Genomic DNA, 18,737 nt, shown 5'->3' with positions numbered 1-18,737 from the left:
AGATGTGCAGCTAGCCATATGGAGTGTTGCCATGAGTACTTCTCTGCCAAAAGTCGCCCTGATCACGGGCGCATCCCGGGGCATCGGAGCCGTGATTGCCAGACAACTGGCCGGCGAAGGATTTGCTGTCGTGATCAATTACGCCAACAGTGCCGATGAAGCCTCAGCGCTGGTTGATGAACTGCACAGAGCGGGGCATCAGGCGATTGCCGTACAGGCCGATGTGGCCAGTGCCGCGGACGTTGCGCGGCTGTTCGATGAAGCTGAAGAACAGCTGGGCAAAATCGACGTACTGATCAACAACGCTGGCGTGCTCAAGGTATTGCCGCTGGCGCAACACAGCGATGAGCTGTACGAGCAGACCTTCAACATCAACACCCGGGGCACCTTCAACACCCTGCGCGAAGCGGCCACCCGGCTGAACAGCGGCGGGCGCATCATCAATTTTTCCAGCAGCACGGTGGGCATGAATTTGCCGGGGTATGCGATCTATATCGCCAGCAAGGCAGCAGTTGAATCGCTGACCCAAGTGTTTGCCAAAGAGTTGCGGGGTCGGCAAATCACCGTGAACGCCGTGGCACCGGGGCCGGTGGCGACGCAATTGTTCATGCAGGGCAAGACTGAAGAGCAGATCCAGAGCTTCGCCAAAATGCCGCCCCTGGAACGATTGGGGCAACCCGAAGACATCGCCAGAATCATCTCGTTTCTGGTGAGTCCGGCGGCGGAGTGGGTAAACGGGCAAGTACTGCGGGCCAATGGCGGCCTGGTTTAAAGGCCCATTGCGAACAAGCTCGCTCCTGCAGGGATTGTGCAACTCTGCAGGAGCGAGCTTGTTCGCGATGGCATCAAACCGTTGCCCGAATCAGCGCACCAGGTGCAAGAACTGCATATGGCGCTCGTACTGGTCGAGGATGTCGTTGATGATTTGCTCCTTGGTGTAGCCGGTCAGGTCATAGTCCTGGCTGCCTTCACTCAGGTGCACTTCGGCACGGTAGTAGCGGCGGTTGCGCAGCTGCTCTTTCTTGCCAAAACCACCCCGGGCGAATGACGGTGTGAAGTAGCCACGCATCTGCACCTGGTAGATGAATGGATGTTCCTCACCATGGCCGATTTCAAGGCTCACGTTGTCATTGGCCGGGTCCGGCTGGGTCACGACGTTAAGGCCTTTTTCCCGGAACACCGCACTCACTTCTTCAATCGCCGGGCGCACGGTGGTGTCCATAAAGCGGTACACCTCGTCACGGGACGGGAAGTGCACAGCCTGGCTCAGGCGTTGACGCCAGCCGCCACGACGCGCGTGCGACACCGGCGCCAGGGAATGCATCTGCGCGATTTGCTTCTGCGACTCGAGGTAGAACGCCTTGTGCAGGCCCCACATCATCAGCAGCAGAATCAGCGAGAACGGTAACGAGGTGAGCACCACCGCAGACTTCAGCGCATCGATACTGCCCGAGAACAACAGCGCGCTGGTCACCAGGGCCGTCATCGCACCCCAGAACACCCGCAGCCATTTCGGGCCGTCTTCGTCGGCGTTGTTGCCACGCGCCGACAGGGTAGAGAGCACCACGGTGCCGGAGTCGGCCGAGGTCACGAAGAACACAAAACTGATGAACACCGTCACGGCGATCACGGTTTTGCTCCAGGGGTAAGTCTCAAGCAGCAGGTACAGCGTGCGCGACGGATCGTCGATGGCCGACTGGCCAAGGGCAACCATGCCGTGATTGAGCACCTGGTCGATGGCGCTGTTACCGAAGATCGACATCCACGCCAGGGTAAAGCCCAACGGGATCAGCAGCACGCCGAACACGAACTCGCGGATGGTGCGGCCACGGGAAATACGCGCAATGAACAGGCCCACAAAAGGCGACCATGCGATCCACCAGGCCCAATAGAACACAGTCCAGCCGCCCAGCCAGTCGCTCGGCTTGTCATAGGCATATACGTCGAAACTCTTGGTCGGCAGAGCCCCCAGATAGTCACCGATGTTCTGCACCAGAGTGTTGAGCAAATGCTGGGTAGGGCCGGCGAACAATACAAACAGCAGCAGCGCACAGGCCAGCAGCATGTTGATGTCGGACATCACCCGCACACCCTTGTCGACGCCGGCAATGGCCACCAGAATCGCGGCCCCCATCATCAGGGTGATCAAGCCTACCTGCACCCACTGGGTGTGCGGCAAGCCAAACAGGTAGTCGAGGCCACTGTTGAGGTGCAACACCCCAAACCCCATGTCGGCCCCCAGGCCAAACACGGTGGCGATAATGCCGAAGCCATCCACGGCGTAGCCGATGGGCCCGTTGATACGTTTACCGATCAGCGGGTACAGCGCCGAACGCAGCGCCAGCGGCAGGTTGTGACGATAGGCAAAGTACGCCAGCGCCATGCCGACAAAGGCGAAAACACCCCAGCCATGCAGGCCCCAGTGCAAAAACAGTAACTGCATGGCCTGACGCGCAGCCTCTTCACCACCGGCCGGGCCTTGGGGCGGAGCCAGCATATGGGTCAGGGGTTCGGACACACAGAAGAAAAATAGCGTGATGCTGATCCCGGCGGCGAAGAGCATGCCCGCCCAGGACAGGTAACTGAACTCGGGCTCGTCATGATCGGCACCGAGCTTGATCTTGCCGTAGCCGGACAGCGCGGTGGTGACCACAAAGATCAGGTACAGGGTCATGGCGAGCATGTAGTACCAGCCGACCGTATTGGCCGCCCAGTTTTGCGCCGCCAGCAGCCATTCACCGGCGGCCTGGGGCATGGCAATGACTACTAGACCGAAGATCAGAATAAACGCGGCAGCGAAGTAAAACACCGGCGGGTTCATGCGGATTTGAGACGTCTCTGACGTCACTGGAGCACTCATTGGATGTGCACCTTGTAGAGGTAAAACGAGAGCAAAAAGAGCGCGTTCGGCAAAGGTAAGCCTCCTGTTGTGAGCGGGCAGCGGACCACCGGTTTAACTTGAATAACCGTTCAAGTTAAACATGGATGGCCTTTTAGAACTAATCGCTACCCTCGGCTTTACGTGTCATACGTTAGCTCATGCACAGGTATGACACATGGCCATGACCATCGTTCAGCCGTTATAGCGTGGGGCTATCAGGGGTTTGCCAGTCATCAGGAATTGCAGGTATTGGCCGGAGTGAAAAAAAACCGAAGTTTTTTTTCACAGCCTTGCAATTGATCAAAAAACAGCCAGATTCAGTGGCCTTATCGCCCCCATCCAGATCGCATGATCGGTGTGGTCCAGCAAGTCATGACCGGTATCGGGATGCAAAAAAACCACCAGGCCATGCCGGTTCAATGCCAACCAGGGCAGCACTACACCGATCAGCTCGGGCCCGAACGCCAGCTGGCAACTCCAGTCCGGGTGCGGGCCGACGGGGCGCTCGTGAACCCGGCCCATGGTGACGCCAAACAGCTGCGCAGCCTCTTCGCACAGAGCCCGCGCCTGCACGAGGGTCGTAGCGTCGAAATATACGTGGGCGTGATAACCCTTGATGCGTTGCATAAAGATTCTCCTGCAGGAAATGAATAGGGTTATTGCTCTGCATTCTGCTCGGCCAGCATCCAGTCGACGAAGACCCGGGCCAGTCGGTTACGGCGTTTGCGCTGAGGCATGACTGCGTAATAGCCGCAGGTCGATTGCGCCGATTCGGCAAAAGGCCGGCACAGCACCCCTTGCTCCAGCAAGTTATCCACAAGGTGCTTCCAGCCTATGGCCATGCCTTGCCCGGCAATCGCGGCCTGGATCAGCAAGGTGTAGTTGTCGAATCGCAGCTGGCCGGGCGCCGGGGGCGGGCCTAGCTTGAGAGCGTCAAACAGTCGGTACCAGTCAAACCACTGGCGGGCATGTTCGCCACGTAACTGCAGCAACGCAAAGTCACCCAGGGCCCGGGCCGATAAAGGCAACGTCTGCCCGGCCAGCAAGCGCGGGCTACACACCGGGAACACTTCTTCGTTGAATAGCCATTGGGATTCACCCTGGCTGAAACGCCCCTGACCAAACAGGACCCCCACATCGATATCGCCCTGCAGGGCACCGTGGCTGCGCTCACGGGTTAGCAGGCTTACATCGATTTGCGGATACGCCGCATGAAATCGCGGCAGGCGAGGCATCAACCAATAGGCGGCAAAGGCAAAATCGGTGGCAACTTGCAGCACTTCACGGGCCGGTTGTGCGCTTAACGCCTGCAAGCCGGCGTCTATTTGCTGCAAACCCGCTTGTACTTGCAAGAACAGGCCAAGCCCGGCCTCGGTCAGTGCGATGCCGCGATAAATACGGTCAAACAGGCGTATCCCCAGGCGCGACTCAAGCCGTTTAAGTTGCTGGCTGATGGCAGGCTGGGTCGTCCCCAGCTCCAGCGCCGCCGCGGTGAAACTGCGGTGGCGGGCGGCTGCCTCAAAGGTGCGCAACAGGTCCAGGGATATATCGCCCAAGGCTTTATACATTAGCTGTGCTTATCCTAGTCATTGCGGTGCATGGGTTTTACCACGTGTTTCAAGGTCATCATGCTGACAGCCAGCACTTTCGCATAAATTTTCATCATGAAAGGCCGCCCTCATGTCACGTAAAAATATTCTGTTCATCATGGCCGATCAAATGGCCGCCCCGCTGTTGCCGATCTACGGCCCGTCCCCGATAAAACTGCCGAACCTGAGCCGCCTGGCAGCGCAGGGCGTCGTGTTTGACGCCGCGTACTGCAATAGCCCGCTGTGTGCGCCATCGCGCTTTACCCTGGTTAGCGGCCAGCTCCCGAGCAAGATCGGCGCCTACGACAATGCGGCTGATTTGCCCGGTGATGTGCCGACTTATGCGCACTACCTGCGCCGCATGGGGTATCGCACCGCGCTGGCAGGCAAGATGCACTTTTGCGGGCCCGACCAGCTGCATGGCTTTGAAGAACGCCTGACCAGTGATATTTACCCCGCCGACTACGGCTGGTCGGTCAATTGGGATGAGCCCGACGCTCGCCCCACCTGGTATCACAACATGGCCTCGGTGCTGCAAGCCGGGCCCTGCGTGCGCACCAATCAACTGGATTTCGACGAAGAGGTGGTGTTCAAGGCCCAACAATACTTGTTCGACCATATTCGCGAAGACGGTGACCGGCCGTTTTGCCTGACAGTCTCCATGACCCACCCGCACGACCCGTACACCATCCCCAAACCGTATTGGGACATGTACTGCGACGAGGATATCCCGCTGCCCGAGACCCCGCCCCAGGCCAGCCTAGACCCGCATTCGCAACGTCTGCTCAAGGCTTATGACCTGTGGGACAAACCGCTGCCTGTGGATAAGATTCGCGACGCCCGCCGTGCGTACTTCGGCGCCTGCAGCTACATCGACGACAATATCGGCAAGCTGCTGCAAACCCTTGAAGACACGGGGCTGGCCGATAACACTGTTATCGTGTTTTCCGGCGATCACGGCGACATGCTGGGCGAGCGCGGGCTTTGGTACAAAATGCACTGGTTCGACATGGCCGCCCGGGTGCCGTTGCTGGTGTACGCACCGGGGCAGTTCGAACCGGCCCGGGTTGGCGCGGCGGTCTCCACTGCCGATCTGCTGCCGACGTTTGTCGAGCTGGCGGGCGGCACGTTAGAGGCCGGGCTGGACCTGGACGGACGCTCGCTGGTCTCGCACCTGCGGGGCGAAGGGGGGCATGACGAAGTGTTTGGCGAGTACATGGCCGAAGGCACGATCAGCCCGCTGATGATGATTCGCCGGGGCGTCTACAAATTTATCTACAGCGAAGACGACCCGTGCCTGCTGTTTGATTTGCACAACGACCCGCGTGAACGCGAAGAGCTGAGCCAGTCCCCCGATCATCAGTCACTGTTCAACGACTTTTTGGCCGAGGCCCGGGCCAAATGGGATATTCCGGCGATTCACCGGCAAGTGCTCGCCAGCCAGCGCCGCCGTCGCCTGGTGACTCAGTCGCTGGCCACGGGCAAGCTGACCAGCTGGGATCATCAGCCCTGGGTCGACGCCAGCCAGCAATACATGCGCAACCACATCGACCTCGATGACCTTGAGCGCAAGGCGCGTTATCCACAGGTCGGCGGTTAAAACGACGCGCGATCCGAACCTTGATCCGCAGGAGCGAGCTTGCCTCGCGATAGCCTTGAGGACGCCTCGTTATCAAACAATGCGTTATCGTTAACAACCATCGCGAGGCAAGCTCGCTCCTGCAGAGAATCTGTTTAACCCGACGAGAGCCCCATGGCCTGGCCAAAGTACACCCACCTGCTGCCATTTCTAAGCTGGCTGCCCAAGCAAACCCGCGCCAGCGTCAGCCGCGATGCACTGGTAGGTCTGAGCGGGGCCATTCTCGCGTTACCGCAATCCATCGCCTACGCACTGATCGCAGGCCTGCCGCCGGAATACGGGCTCTATGCCGCGATTGTGCCGGTGATCATCGCGTGCCTGTGGGGCTCATCGTGGCATTTGATCTGCGGCCCGACGGCGGCTATTTCCATTGTGCTGTATGCCAGCGTCAGCCCGCTGGCGGTACCCGGCACGCAGGACTACATCAGCCTGATTCTGTTGCTGACGTTTCTGGCCGGGATTTTTCAGTGGCTGCTGGGAATGTTGAAATTTGGCGCGCTGGCCAATTTTGTCTCGCACTCAGTGGTGGTGGGCTTCACCCTGGGTGCGGCCATCGTGATTGCACTGGGCCAGCTGCCAAACGTGCTGGGCCTGCATTTATCGAGCAAGGCCACGGCCCTGGATAGCCTGTTAACCCTGATCGCCCATGTTCGCCAATTTGATCCCGCTTCACTGGGGCTGGGTTTGGCCACCCTGGTGCTGGGCATCGTGCTCAAGCTGTGGGTGCCACGCTGGCCGACCTTGCTGCTGACGCTGGTGATCGCCAGCCTGGCGGTCTGGCTACTGCCGCAGGTGTTTGGTCACGTCGAACTGGTGCAATCGTTCGTCGGCCGTCTACCGCCTTTGAGCCCATTGCCCCTGGATGTCGATACGATTCTGCGCCTGCTGCCGAGTGCCGTGGCGGTAGGCATGCTGGGGCTGGTCACCAGCTTGTCGATCGCCCGTTCGCTGGCGACACGTTCGCAGCAAATGCTCGACGCCAATCAGGAAAGCCGGGCACAAGGTTTGTCCAACGTGGTGGGCTCGTTGTTCTCGGGGTACCTGTCGTCAGGGTCCTTCACCCGCTCGGGCCTGAGCTATGAAGGCGGCGCCAGTTCGCCACTGGCCGGGGTGTTTTCGGCGCTGTGGGTGACGTTGTTTGCGGTAGCGGGTTCCAGGCTGATCGCGCACATTCCGATCCCGGCGATGGCCGGCAGCATTTTGCTGATCTGCTGGGGGCTGGTAGACACGCGAGGCATTCGCGCGCTGTGGCGGGTCAGTCGTGCCGAGTTCGTGGTGATGGCGCTGACATGCGTCGCAACCCTGCTGCTGGAGCTGCAAACGGCAATTTATGCCGGGGTCCTGGCCTCACTGTTTTTCTACCTCAAACGCACCTCACGTCCGCGCATTCAGCAGTGGCGCGATGGCGACGAGGAGATCTTGCGGGTCGGCGGCTCGATTTTTTTCGGCGCCAGCCATTACCTGCAAGTGCGCCTGCAATGCACCCAGGGCACGCGGGTGGTGATCGATGCGCAGCACATCAACTTCATCGATTACTCGGGGGTGGAAATGCTCCACCAGGAAGCGCGGCGCTTGCGCGGCCTGGGCCGCAGCCTGACCTTGCGCCGGGCGAGGCCGCAGGTGGTGGAGGAACTGAAAAAACTCGAAGGGCCGGACCACTGCCCGATTTCTTTTGAGGGATAAACCTGTACCCCTGTAGGAGCGAGCTATTGAACCAGCAGCCAAGAGCTCGCGAGCAAGCTCGCTCCTACTGGATTGGGCGCCGGTTACAGCGCCAGTAACCGGCGCAGTTCAGCCAGTGCCGGCGCCGTATCCGGGCGCACGCCGCGCCACAGGAAGAACGCTTCGCCGGCCTGCTCGGCCAGCATCCCCAGACCGTCCATGACCTGACCCGCACCGTGTTCGACCGCCCACGCGCAAAACGGCGTCTGCTGCTTGCCGTACATCATGTCGTAACACAGGGTTTTGCCCGGCTCGATCAGGCTGCTGGCAATGGGCGGCAACTCACCGGCCAGACTGGCCGAGGTGGCGTTGATGATCAGGTCGACAGGCTCGCGCAACCAGTCAAAACCGCTGGCGGCCACCGGCCCCAGATCGCTGAACAGTTCGGCCAGTACTTCGGCTTTTTCTACCGTGCGATTGGCAATGGTGACCGATGCCGGCTTCTCGGCCAGTAACGGTTCCAGGGCACCGCGTACTGCGCCGCCCGCACCCAGCACCAGAATGCGTTTGCCCTTGAGGCTGAAACCCGCATTTACGGTCAAATCACGGACCAGGCCCGCGCCGTCAGTGTTGTCACCCAGCAACGTACCGTCAGCCAGTTTGCTCAAGGTGTTTACCGCGCCAGCCCTTTGCGCTCGCGGCGTAAGGCTGTTGGCCAGGCGATAGGCGTCTTCCTTGAAGGGCACTGTGACGTTGGCACCGCGTCCCTGCTGGAAAAACGCCGAAGCGCAGCCAGCAAAATCATCCAGCGGCGCCAGCAGGGTGTCGTACTGCATGGACTGGGCAGTCTGCTCGGCAAACAGACGGTGCAACACCGGAGATTTGCTGTGGGCGATCGGGTTACCGATAACGACATAACGGTCCATCAGATACGTTCCTCGGGTAGTGCCAGCCAGTCACGATCTTGCAGAAAGTACTCTGTCAGGCGTGCTTCTTCGCTGCCCGGTTCGGCTTTCCAGTCGTAACCCCAGCGCACTTGCGGCGGCAGCGACATCAGGATCGACTCGGTACGGCCGCCTGATTGCAGGCCGAACAGCGTGCCACGGTCATAGACCAGGTTGAACTCGACGTAGCGACCACGGCGAAATTCCTGAAATTCACGCTGTTTAGCGGTGTATTCGTCGGCTTTACGGCGCTGGACAATCGGCAGGTAGGCATCGATGTAGGCGTCGCCGATGGCACGGATAAAGGCGAAGCAGGTGTCGAAATCCCACTGGTTCAGGTCATCAAAAAACAGGCCGCCGATACCCCGGGGCTCGTTGCGATGCTTGATGTGAAAGTAGGTGTCGCACCAGGCTTTATAGCGCGGGTACACGTCTGCGCCAAACGGTGCGCACGCTTGCTCCGCCACCCGGTGCCAGTGCACGCAGTCTTCTTCTACGGCGTAGTAAGGGGTGAGGTCGAAGCCGCCGCCAAACCACCACACCGGCTCTTCGCCTTCTTTTTCCGCAATAAAAAAGCGCACGTTGGCGTGGGAGGTCGGCACATGCGGATTGTGCGGATGGATCACCAGCGACACGCCAAGCGCTTCAAAACCTCGCCCTGCCAGCTCTGGGCGATGGGCGCTGGCAGACGGTGGCAAGCCGCTGCCGAACACGTGGGAAAAGTTAACCCCGCCTTTTTCAATCAGGTTGCCGTTTTCTATCACACGGGTGCGACCACCGCCGCCTGCCGGGCGCTCCCAGGCGTCTTCGACGAACTGGCTGGCGCCGTCTTCAGTTTGCAGTGCGTTGCAAATGCGGTCTTGAAGGTCGAGCAGGTAGGCTTTTACAGCCTCGGTGCGAGTAGTCATGACATCACCTTAAATCGGGCAAAGCGACGCGGCACTTCGTTCAGAGCGGGGCCGGCGGCAAAGGGCCGCTAGCATAACACCGCACCCTGCTTCACCGCAGTTGACGAAGGTCACGCTTAAGCGTTGGATAGTGGCCTCGTCAATTGAGCAAGGACAGTGCAGATGGCTAAGCGTATCCAGTTTCGGAACCACGGCGGACCGGAAGTACTTGAGTATGTCGACTACCAGCCCGCCGAGCCGGGCCCGCAGCAAGTGCGCGTGCACAACCATGCCATCGGCCTGAACTTCATTGATACCTACTACAGAAGCGGCTTGTACCCGCTGCCTGAACTGCCATCCGGGCTGGGCAATGAAGGTGCAGGCATTGTCGATGCGGTCGGCAGTGAAGTGCGCAACGTTAAAGTCGGCGATCGCGTGGCATACGGCACCGGCCCGTTGGGCGCGTACAGCGACTTGCACGTATTGCCTGCCGCGAATGTGGTCAAGCTGCCCGACGATATTTCGTTTGAGCAAGCCTCGGGGTAATGCTCAAAGGGCTGACGACCCAGTACTTGCTGCGCCAGACGTACGAACTCAAAGGCGGTGAAACCATTTTGTTCCACGCAGCCGCCGGTGGCGTTGGCTCAATTGCCTGCCAATGGGCAAACGCCCTGGGTGTGAAGCTGATCGGCACGGTCAGCTCGGCGCAAAAGGCCGCTCACGCCAAAGCACTGGGCGCATGGGAAACCATCGACTACAGCCATGAAGACGTGGCCAGCCGGGTACTGGAACTGACCGACGGCAAAAAATGCCCCGTGGTATACGACGGTGTAGGCAAAGACACCTGGCTTACCTCACTCGATTGCTTGGCGCCACGCGGCCTGATGGTCAGTTTTGGCAATGCGTCGGGCGCGGTGACCGGGGTGAACCTGGGGATCTTGTCGCAGAAGGGCTCGCTCTACGTGACCCGTCCAACCCTGGCGAGCTACGCCAACAGCCCTGAAAAACTGCAAGCGATGGCCGATGAGCTGTTCGGGATGATCCGCAGCGGCAAAATCAGGATCGACATTAGCCAGCGTATTGCGCTGAGTGACGCGGCCAGGGCGCAGACCGAGTTGTCGGCACGCCGCACGACCGGATCAACGATTCTGGTGCCTTGATACCCCCTACTCCTGTAGGAGCGAGCTTGCTCGCGAGCTTATCCTTGAAATCGCCCAGAGCTCGCGAGCAAGCTCGCTCCTACAGGTAAAGGTTTATCAGGACGGGCGTACTACCTTGCCGGTCGCCAAATCACGGATCAGGCTCGGATTTTTCCGCCCGCCCAGATTGCCGCCCAGTACGTAGTCGATCTGCCCGCGAAAGTACTGTTCAACCTTCAGCCGCGTGCGCGCTGCAGGCAATCCTGCCGGGTTGGCCGATGTCGAAACAATCGGGCCCACCAGCGAACACAATTCGCGCACCTGCGGATGATCGCTCACACGCAGGGCCACGGTGTCGTGAACACCGGTGATCCATTGCGGCAACAAGCCTTGATGCGGTACCAGCCAGGTATTGGGCCCCGGCCAGGTACTTGCCATGCGGTCGAGCCATGTCTGCGGGAAGTCTTCGAACAGAAAGTCGAACTGATGAATATTGTCGGCCACCAGAATCAGGCCTTTATCCACAGGCCGCGACTTGATCGCCAGCAAACGCTCTACCGCTTCTTCGTCCCACGGGTCACACCCCAAACCCCATACAGCTTCGGTTGGATAGGCAATCACCGCGCCTGCGCGAATGGCTCTTGCCGCTTGCTGGACGCGCCAGGTGCTGATCATTGAATGTCTCCGTATATGTGCTGTGCGCAGTGTACTTAGCTGGCGCGAGCAAACCAACGCCCCCCCTCCAGCACCACATGCCCCTCCAGCTCCAGTTCGGTCAGCGCGGCCAATAGTCGGGGCAGGTCCCAACCGCTGGCGCTGACCAGGGCTTCGCTGGTATGAGGCGCTGCCTGCAACAATTGCACTAACGGATGACAACTTGGCGTAAACAGTCCTGCTGTGGATACAGGCATCGAGCGCCAGCCACGCAGCCCTTCAAGAATGTGCTCGACGGTTTCAACCAGCGTGGCGCCATCACGAATCAGTTGATGACACCCTCGTGCGCCCGGATGGTGAATGGAGCCCGGTATCGCGTAGACCTCGCGCCCCTGTTCGGCAGCCAGCCGGGCGGTGATCAGCGAACCGCTGGCAACGCTGGCCTCGACCACCAGGACGCCCAGTGACAAACCGCTGATGATTCTGTTGCGCCGCGGGAAGTTGGCCGGTTGCGGCCCGGCGTCCAGAGGAAACTCCGAAACCACTGCACTGCCGCTGGCGATCATTGCCTCGGCCAGAGCGCGATGGCGCTGTGGATAAAGTTTTTGCAGACCGGTGCCAAGCACACCCACGGTCTGCCCGCCAATGCCCAGCGCCGCCTCATGTGCCGCGCCATCGATACCCACTGCCAGCCCGCTGGTTATCACAAATCCGGCCCCGGCCAGGCAACGGGAAAAGGCAGCGGCGGTGTCCAGAGCCGGCCTTGAGGCCCGTCGGCTGCCGACCATCGCCAACTGCGGCTTTTCCAGAATGGAAGGGTCTCCTGCCACGAATAGCAAGGGCGGGGCATCGCCCAGCTCAGCCAATAACGCCGGGTAATCCGGTTGGCCATGTAGCAACACATGGTGGCTGGAGCCCTCAAGCCAGCGCAATGCAGCGCTGGCACCCTCACGGACTGGCGGGCTGCGCCTGGCCTGGGCGCAGGCTGCCGGCAGCCCCAGTGCGCACCATGCACTGGCGGGAGCAGCAAGCGCCGAGCTGGCCGAACCGAACGCACTGAGCAGGGTGTAATAACGCCGGGGCCCGACCTCGGGCAATAGATGCAGACGCAGGCGGGCTTCCAGTTCTGCAGGGGATATTTCAGACAGCGGCATGGGATCATCCTTGATCTGTTTCAGCGCTTTCAAGAAAGGCACAACCTGTGGATAAGTCTGTTGACAAGTTGTTGGGAGAATCCTGCAAAAGGCCGGACTGAGCGGCTGCTTGGTCCTTGAAATGACGCGTACAAACCCAATCTTAGCCAAGTGCCTGGCCGAGGCTGCGGACATAGGTTTCAAACTGCGACACCCCGCGACCCTGACTTGTCACGGGCAGCCCGGCAGCTAGTCGTTTCATCCGTTGCTGAATCCCTTTATTATGTGCGTTCGCGTGAAACGCCAGAGCCCGAGCGGGCTCTCTCTGAAGGAGACGTTTTGCACAGGTTGCCCGAAGTCCTCAGGACCACCTGACAACCGTTTTTGAATCTTTCACACAGTGCATCAATCAAACTTATGGCTATTTTAAACATCCTCGAATTCCCAGACTCGCGTCTGCGCACCATCGCCAAACCCGTGGCGGTTGTGGACGACGAAGTCCGTCAGTTGATCGATGACATGTTTGAAACCATGTACGAGGCGCCGGGCATTGGCCTGGCCGCGACTCAGGTCAACGTGCATAAACGCATCGTCGTCATGGACCTGAGCGAAGACCGCAGCGAACCTCTGGTGTTGATCAACCCCGAGATTGAAATGCTCACCGATGAGATGGGCCAGTATCAGGAAGGCTGCCTCTCGGTACCGGGCTACTATGAAAACGTTGACCGTCCCCAGCGCGTAAAAATCAAGGCGCTGGACCGTGACGGCAAACCTTTCGAAATGATCGCCGAAGGCCTGTTGGCCGTGTGTATCCAGCACGAATGCGACCACCTCAATGGCAAGCTGTTCGTCGATTATCTGTCTACGCTCAAGCGTGACCGGATCAAGAAGAAGCTGGAAAAACTGCACCGCCAGAACGCTTGATAGTCCGTATCTCAATTCTGAAGTCGCTGCCGAGGCACGAAGGCTGCGATCGGGCAGAGCCCGTTAAGCCAGCTATTCCCAAGTGCCTGGCATACCGAGGTTGAGTGATTGACGAGAGCTGCATCGAACCTGATCGCAGCCTCGTACCTCGACAGCGACTACAGGCATCTATCGGGATTACTCCCGCCCCCCCATTCCAAGTGAGTAATTCATGACTGAGCCACTGCGCATCGTCTTTGCCGGCACCCCGGAATTCGCCGCGGAACACCTCAAGGCGCTGCTCGACAGCCCTTACGAGATCGTCGCGGTCTACACCCAGCCGGATCGCCCGGCCGGGCGCGGGCAGAAGCTGATGCCAAGCCCGGTCAAGCAACTGGCGCTGGAACACAATATCGTCGTCATGCAGCCGCCCACACTGCGTGCTCCCGAGGCACAAGCCGATCTCGCTGCACTCAAGCCCGACTTGCTGGTGGTGGTTGCATACGGCCTGATCCTGCCGCAAGTGGTGCTGGATATTCCTCGTCTGGGTTGCATCAACAGCCATGCTTCCTTGTTGCCACGCTGGCGCGGCGCCGCGCCGATTCAACGCGCCATCGAGGCGGGCGATAGCGAAAGCGGCGTGACCGTGATGCGCATGGAGGCGGGTCTGGATACCGGCCCGATGCTGCTCAAGGCCGTGACTCCAATCACCGGCGAAGACACCGGTGGCAGCCTGCATGACCGTCTGGCCGAGCTCGGCCCGCCAGCGGTAATTGAAGCGATCGCAGGCCTGGCGGCAGGCACGCTACAAGGTGAAGTGCAGGACGACAGCCTGGCCACCTACGCCCACAAGCTGAATAAAGATGAAGCGCGCATCCACTGGAACCGCCCGGCAATTGAGCTTGAGCGTCTGGTTCGTGCCTTCAACCCCTGGCCAATTTGCCACAGCACCCTCAATGGCGAAGCACTCAAAGTGCTGGCCGCTACTGTTGCTGACGCACAAGGCGCCCCTGGGCAGATCCTTGCGGCCAGCAAAGACGGTCTGATTGTCGGTTGCGGGGAGGGCTCGTTGTGTCTGACACGTTTGCAATTGCCCGGCGGAAAAGCGCTGAACTTCAGCGATTTTTTCAACAGTCGCCGTGAGAAATTCGCCGTCGGCATCACCCTCGGTCAAACGGAAAACGCGCAATGAATCCTCGCCTGGCCGCCGCCAAGGCACTGACTGCAGTCCTGAACGGCAAAGCATCGCTCAACAGCTCGTTGCCTCTGCAACTGGACAAGGTTGAGGCACGTGATCGCGGCCTGACCCAGGATCTGGCATTCGGTACCGCCCGTTGGCAACCACGTTTGTCGGCGCTGGCCAACAAACTGCTGCAAAAACCGTTCAAGGCCGCCGACGCTGATGTCGAGGCGTTGCTGCTGGTGGGTCTGTATCAGCTGCTATACACCCGCATTCCGGCCCATGCCGCCATTGGCGAAACCGTGGGCTGCGCTGATAAGCTGAAAAAACCCTGGGCCAAAGCCCTGCTCAACGCGGTGCTGCGTAATGCACAGCGCGAGAGCGAAGCCTTGCTGGTCGAGCTGGAACACGACCCGGTAGTGCGCACCGCGCACCCGCGCTGGCTGCAAAAATCCCTGAAAGCGTTCTGGCCAGAACAATGGGAAGCCATCTGCGCCGCCAACAATGCTCATCCGCCGATGATTCTGCGGGTCAACCGTCGCCATAAAACCCGCGATGCCTACCTGCAACTGCTGGTCGAGGCCGGTATCGAAGCCCGGCCCTGCGTATTCAGCCAGGACGGCATCGTGCTGGCTGAACCCTGCGATGTGCGCAATCTGCCGGGCTTTGCCGAAGGCTGGATCAGCGTTCAGGACGAAGCCGCGCAACTGGCCGCCGACCTGCTGGATCTGGCGCCGGGCCAACGGGTGCTCGATGCCTGTTGCGCCCCGGGCGGCAAGACCTGCCACATTCTTGAGGTCGAGCCGAAACTGGCCGGCGTGGTGGCGGTCGATCTGGAAGCCAAACGCCTGGTACGGGTACGGGAAAACCTTGAGCGCCTGGGCCTGAGCGCCGAACTGATTGCAGCCGATGGCCGTGACACCGCCACGTGGTGGGACGGCAAGCCTTTCCAGCGCATTCTGCTCGATGCGCCGTGCTCGGCGACCGGGGTGATTCGTCGTCACCCGGACATCAAGCTGACCCGCCAGCCGGACGATATTGGCGCACTCGCCACGCTGCAAGGCGAATTGCTGGACGCGATGTGGCCAACCCTGGAAGTCGGTGGCATCTTGCTCTACGCCACCTGCTCGACGTTGCCGACCGAGAATACCGAAGTGATCGAGGCGTTCCTCGCCCGTACACCGGGTGCCCGCGAGCTGGATATCGCCGGCCAGTTCGGCATCAAGCAGCCCCACGGGCGCCAGTTACTGGCCCAGGAAGGCGGACACGATGGCTTCTATTACGCCAAATTGATCAAGATCGCAGCCGCCCGCGGCTAATCGACAAGGGACTGACGGCATGAAAATCATCATCCTCGGCGCTGGTCAGGTCGGCGGCTCGCTGGCCGAGCACCTGGCCAGCGAAGCCAACGACATTACCGTGGTCGACACCGACGGCGACCGCCTGCGCGACCTGGGCGATCGTCTCGACATTCGCACTGTGCAAGGCCGAGCCTCGCTGCCCAATGTGCTACGTCAGGCCGGTGCCGATGATGCTGACATGCTGGTGGCGGTGACCAACAGTGACGAAACCAACATGGTGGCGTGCCAGGTGGCCTACACCCTGTTTCACACCCCGACCAAAATAGCCCGCGTGCGTGAAGCAGCTTATCTGACACGCGGCGGCGAGCTGTTCGACAACGATGCGATCCCGGTGGACGTGTTGATCAGCCCCGAGCAAGTGGTCACCAACTACATCAAGCGTCTGATCGAACACCCCGGCGCTTTGCAGGTTATCGATTTTGCCGAAGGCAAAGCCCAGCTGGTAGCCGTCAAGGCTTACTACGGCGGCCCTCTGATCGGTCAGCAGTTGCGCCAGCTACGCGAGCACATGCCGAATGTGGATACGCGGGTAGCAGCCATTTTCCGACGTGACAGGCCCATTACTCCGCGTGGCGATACGGTGATTGAAGCTGACGATGAAGTGTTTTTCATCGCCGCCAAGGCCAACATTCGGGCAGTGATGAGCGAAATGCGCCGCCTCGATGAAAGCTATAAACGCATTGTCATCGCCGGTGGCGGGCAGATCGGCGAGCGCCTGGCCGAGGCCATTGAAAGCCGTTATCAGGTCAAGATCATCGAAATGAATCCGGCACGCTGCCGCTATCTGTCGGACAACCTGGACAGCACCGTGGTCCTGCAGGGCAGTGCCTCGGACCGCGACTTGATGCTCGAAGAGAACATCGCGGATGCCGACCTGTTCCTGGCCCTGACCAACGATGACGAGGCCAACATCATGTCCTCGCTGTTGGCCAAGCGCCTGGGCGCGAAGAAGGTGATGACCATCATCAACAACCCGGCCTATGTGGACTTGATCCAGGGGGGCGAAATCGACATCGCCATCAGCCCGCAGTTGGCGACCATCGGTACCTTGCTGGCCCACGTGCGTCGGGGTGACATTGTCAGCGTGCACTCATTGCGCCGGGGTGCGGCGGAAGCCATCGAAGCGATTGCCCACGGCGATTCGAAGTCGAGCAAAGTGATCGGTCGCCGGATAGGAGAAATCCATCTGCCGCCGGGCACCACCATTGGCGCGATCATTCGCGACGAAGAAGTGCTGATTGCCCACGACGCCACTGTGATCAACGCCGGGGACCACGTGATTTTGTTCCTTGTGGATAAAAAGCATATCCGCGACGTGGAGAAACTGTTCCACGTGGGCCTGAGTTTTTTCTAAGGAGTCAGAGATGCTCGAATCACTGGAAAAAATGCTGGCCAAGGGTGTGGATAACTCTCTGCTGCGTTTCGGCCTGGGCAAGGGGTATCTGGACCTTGGGGATAACCTCAGGGCTGCGGAGCATTTGCAGCGCTGTGTAGCGTTCGACCCCAAGTATTCCGCAGCCTGGAAGTTACTGGGCAAGGCGCATCTGGCGGCGGGGGATCGCGATGCTGCGCGCACGGCGTGGGAACAGGGGCTTGCGGCAGCCCGGGCCCATGGTGACAAACAGGCCGAGAAAGAAATGACCGTGTTTGTGAAGAAGCTGGATAAACAGCTTGGCTAAAAAGCCTGTAGTCGCTGCCGCAGGCTGCGATGGGTTGCGCAGCGACCCTGCTTTTTGAAGGTCCTGCGGACCTTATCGCAGCCTGCGGCAGCGACTACAAAGTTTCGCTCGCTCCTACAAGGCTTTCTAGTACCAGCGCGCCTCGCCTGGCGGACGCTTTTTGAAGCGTTTCATGCTCCACATGTACTGGCTCGGATAAGCCCGCACATACTTTTCCACTACCTTGCTCATGGCCGCGCATGACGTTTCAGTGTCGGTGCTGTACATGGCCTCGGGAGCCGCTTCCAGAATCACCTTGAAGCCCGAACCGTCCGGCAGACGCAATGCATGCAGGAATACGCCCACCGCCTTGCCACCCGCCAGCATGTTCGGTACGAACTTGCTGGTCAGGGCCATGGTGCCCAGAAACGGCACAAAAATACCCGCCGACTCGGCTGGCTCCGGGTCGGCCGGAATGCCTACCTGGCCACCTTTGCGCACTTCCTTGATGACACTCAAAATGCCTTCTTTGGTCGACGCCGCCACGCGGTTGCCCAGCTGCACGCGCTGTTTGCGCAACAGTTCGTCAACCGCCTTGAGCTTGGGCGGACGGTAAAAAATGATCGGTTTGCACTGGCTGCAATAGAAGTGGTTGAGCACTTCCCAGTTGCCCAGGTGACTGGTGATGCCGACCACGCCTTTACCTGAGGCAAGGGCCTCCTTGAGCACGTCCAGACCCTCGACTTCACGCACCAGATCAATTGAGCGCTGGGCCGGCCATATCCATGCACAGGCACTCTCAGTCAGGCTTTTACCGATATCCTTGAGGCTTTGGCCCACCAGTTGCTCCCGGGCCATCGGGTCCATCTCGGGGAAGCATTTGGCCAGATTGATGCGCACCACGTCGCGCGAGCGATTGGGCAGTTTCCACATCAGCCAGCCGATGGCGGAACCGACACGTTGAACCGCGCTCCACGGGAGCATGGCGAATAACCGTAGAGCCCCGACCAGCAAGGCGCCTTTAAACTTTTCCACAGGGTTTTCTCTTTAAAAAACGTTTTCTGTAGGAGCGAGCTTGCTCGCTCCTACAGGTCTGTATTGGGCAGC

16 protein-coding genes and 1 pseudogene are annotated in these 18,737 nt (G+C 60.0%); 9 read left to right on the top strand and 8 right to left on the bottom strand.

What is annotated here, in order from left to right:
• Nucleotides 1-31: 31 nt before the first annotated feature.
• Nucleotides 32-772, top strand: a complete 741-nt coding sequence (locus AOC04_RS20385) for an SDR family oxidoreductase (RefSeq protein ID WP_060696372.1) — start codon at nt 32-34, stop codon at nt 770-772.
• 90 nt (nt 773-862) lie between these two features.
• On the opposite strand, the gene betT is transcribed toward AOC04_RS20385, so the two are convergent.
• The 3 genes from betT to AOC04_RS20370 form a co-directional block, all read right to left on the bottom strand.
• Nucleotides 863-2,821, bottom strand: a complete 1,959-nt coding sequence (betT, locus tag AOC04_RS20380; RefSeq protein ID WP_237178969.1) for a choline transporter BetT — start codon at nt 2,819-2,821, stop codon at nt 863-865.
• Nucleotides 2,822-3,181: 360 nt separating this feature from the next.
• Nucleotides 3,182-3,508, bottom strand: a complete 327-nt coding sequence (locus AOC04_RS20375; protein WP_060696370.1) for a DOPA 4,5-dioxygenase family protein — start codon at nt 3,506-3,508, stop codon at nt 3,182-3,184.
• Between the two features lie 29 nt (nt 3,509-3,537).
• Nucleotides 3,538-4,449, bottom strand: a complete 912-nt coding sequence (locus tag AOC04_RS20370) for a choline sulfate utilization transcriptional regulator (RefSeq protein ID WP_060696369.1) — start codon at nt 4,447-4,449, stop codon at nt 3,538-3,540.
• 112 nt (nt 4,450-4,561) lie between these two features.
• Between AOC04_RS20370 and betC the strand changes: the two genes are divergently transcribed.
• The gene (betC, locus tag AOC04_RS20365) at nt 4,562-6,070 is read left to right on the top strand and encodes a choline-sulfatase (RefSeq protein ID WP_060696368.1); all 1,509 of its coding nucleotides are present in this window, start codon (nt 4,562-4,564) and stop codon (nt 6,068-6,070) included.
• A gap of 153 nt (nt 6,071-6,223) precedes the next feature.
• Complete coding sequence (locus AOC04_RS20360; RefSeq protein WP_060696367.1) at nt 6,224-7,792, top strand: SulP family inorganic anion transporter; 1,569 nt, start codon at nt 6,224-6,226, stop codon at nt 7,790-7,792.
• Nucleotides 7,793-7,875: 83 nt separating this feature from the next.
• Here the strand turns inward: AOC04_RS20360 and aroE are convergent, their stop codons facing one another.
• Nucleotides 7,876-8,697, bottom strand: coding sequence for a shikimate dehydrogenase (gene aroE / locus AOC04_RS20355; RefSeq protein ID WP_060696366.1), 822 nt, complete (start codon nt 8,695-8,697; stop codon nt 7,876-7,878).
• Nucleotides 8,697-9,623: an oxygen-dependent coproporphyrinogen oxidase gene (gene hemF / locus AOC04_RS20350; RefSeq protein WP_060696365.1), complete on the bottom strand. Its 927-nt coding sequence runs from the start codon at nt 9,621-9,623 to the stop codon at nt 8,697-8,699. The genes aroE and hemF overlap by 1 nt, the downstream gene beginning before the upstream one ends.
• 162 nt (nt 9,624-9,785) lie before the next feature.
• Here hemF and AOC04_RS20345 point away from each other — a divergent pair.
• Nucleotides 9,786-10,762, top strand: a pseudogene (locus AOC04_RS20345) (NADPH:quinone reductase).
• A 96-nt stretch (nt 10,763-10,858) separates the two neighbouring features.
• Here the strand turns inward: AOC04_RS20345 and tsaC are convergent.
• Both tsaC and dprA read right to left on the bottom strand, forming a co-directional pair.
• Nucleotides 10,859-11,416 (bottom strand): L-threonylcarbamoyladenylate synthase type 1 TsaC, encoded by a 558-nt coding sequence (tsaC, locus tag AOC04_RS20340; protein ID WP_060696364.1) that lies wholly within the window; start codon nt 11,414-11,416, stop codon nt 10,859-10,861.
• A 35-nt stretch (nt 11,417-11,451) separates the two neighbouring features.
• A complete protein-coding gene (gene dprA, locus AOC04_RS20335; protein ID WP_060696363.1) occupies nt 11,452-12,549 on the bottom strand; it encodes a DNA-processing protein DprA in 1,098 nt (365 codons plus the stop codon).
• Between the two features lie 396 nt (nt 12,550-12,945).
• Here dprA and def point away from each other — a divergent pair, with 396 nt between their 5' ends.
• The 5 genes from def (at nt 12,946) to AOC04_RS20310 (ending at nt 17,651) form a co-directional block, all read left to right on the top strand.
• Nucleotides 12,946-13,452 (top strand): peptide deformylase, encoded by a 507-nt coding sequence (def, locus tag AOC04_RS20330; RefSeq protein WP_060696362.1) that lies wholly within the window; start codon nt 12,946-12,948, stop codon nt 13,450-13,452.
• A gap of 211 nt (nt 13,453-13,663) precedes the next feature.
• Nucleotides 13,664-14,623, top strand: a complete 960-nt coding sequence (gene fmt / locus AOC04_RS20325; protein WP_060696361.1) for a methionyl-tRNA formyltransferase — start codon at nt 13,664-13,666, stop codon at nt 14,621-14,623.
• A complete protein-coding gene (rsmB, locus tag AOC04_RS20320; protein WP_060696360.1) occupies nt 14,620-15,930 on the top strand; it encodes a 16S rRNA (cytosine(967)-C(5))-methyltransferase RsmB in 1,311 nt (436 codons plus the stop codon). The genes fmt and rsmB overlap by 4 nt, the downstream gene beginning before the upstream one ends.
• A gap of 19 nt (nt 15,931-15,949) precedes the next feature.
• Entirely contained in the window at nt 15,950-17,326 is a 1,377-nt protein-coding gene (trkA, locus tag AOC04_RS20315; protein WP_060696359.1) for a Trk system potassium transporter TrkA, read from the top strand.
• 10 nt (nt 17,327-17,336) lie between these two features.
• Entirely contained in the window at nt 17,337-17,651 is a 315-nt protein-coding gene (locus AOC04_RS20310; RefSeq protein WP_060696358.1) for a tetratricopeptide repeat protein, read from the top strand.
• 126 nt (nt 17,652-17,777) lie between these two features.
• Here AOC04_RS20310 and AOC04_RS20305 read toward each other — a convergent pair whose 3' ends face one another.
• Nucleotides 17,778-18,665, bottom strand: a complete 888-nt coding sequence (locus AOC04_RS20305) for a lysophospholipid acyltransferase (protein ID WP_060696357.1) — start codon at nt 18,663-18,665, stop codon at nt 17,778-17,780.
• Between the last annotated feature and the right edge of the window lie 72 nt (nt 18,666-18,737).

The organism is Pseudomonas versuta (genome assembly GCF_001294575.1).
Lineage (GTDB): Bacteria > Pseudomonadota > Gammaproteobacteria > Pseudomonadales > Pseudomonadaceae > Aquipseudomonas > Aquipseudomonas versuta.
Note: the sequence above shows the minus strand (reverse complement) of the source record. Positions and strands in the feature narration are given on the sequence as shown.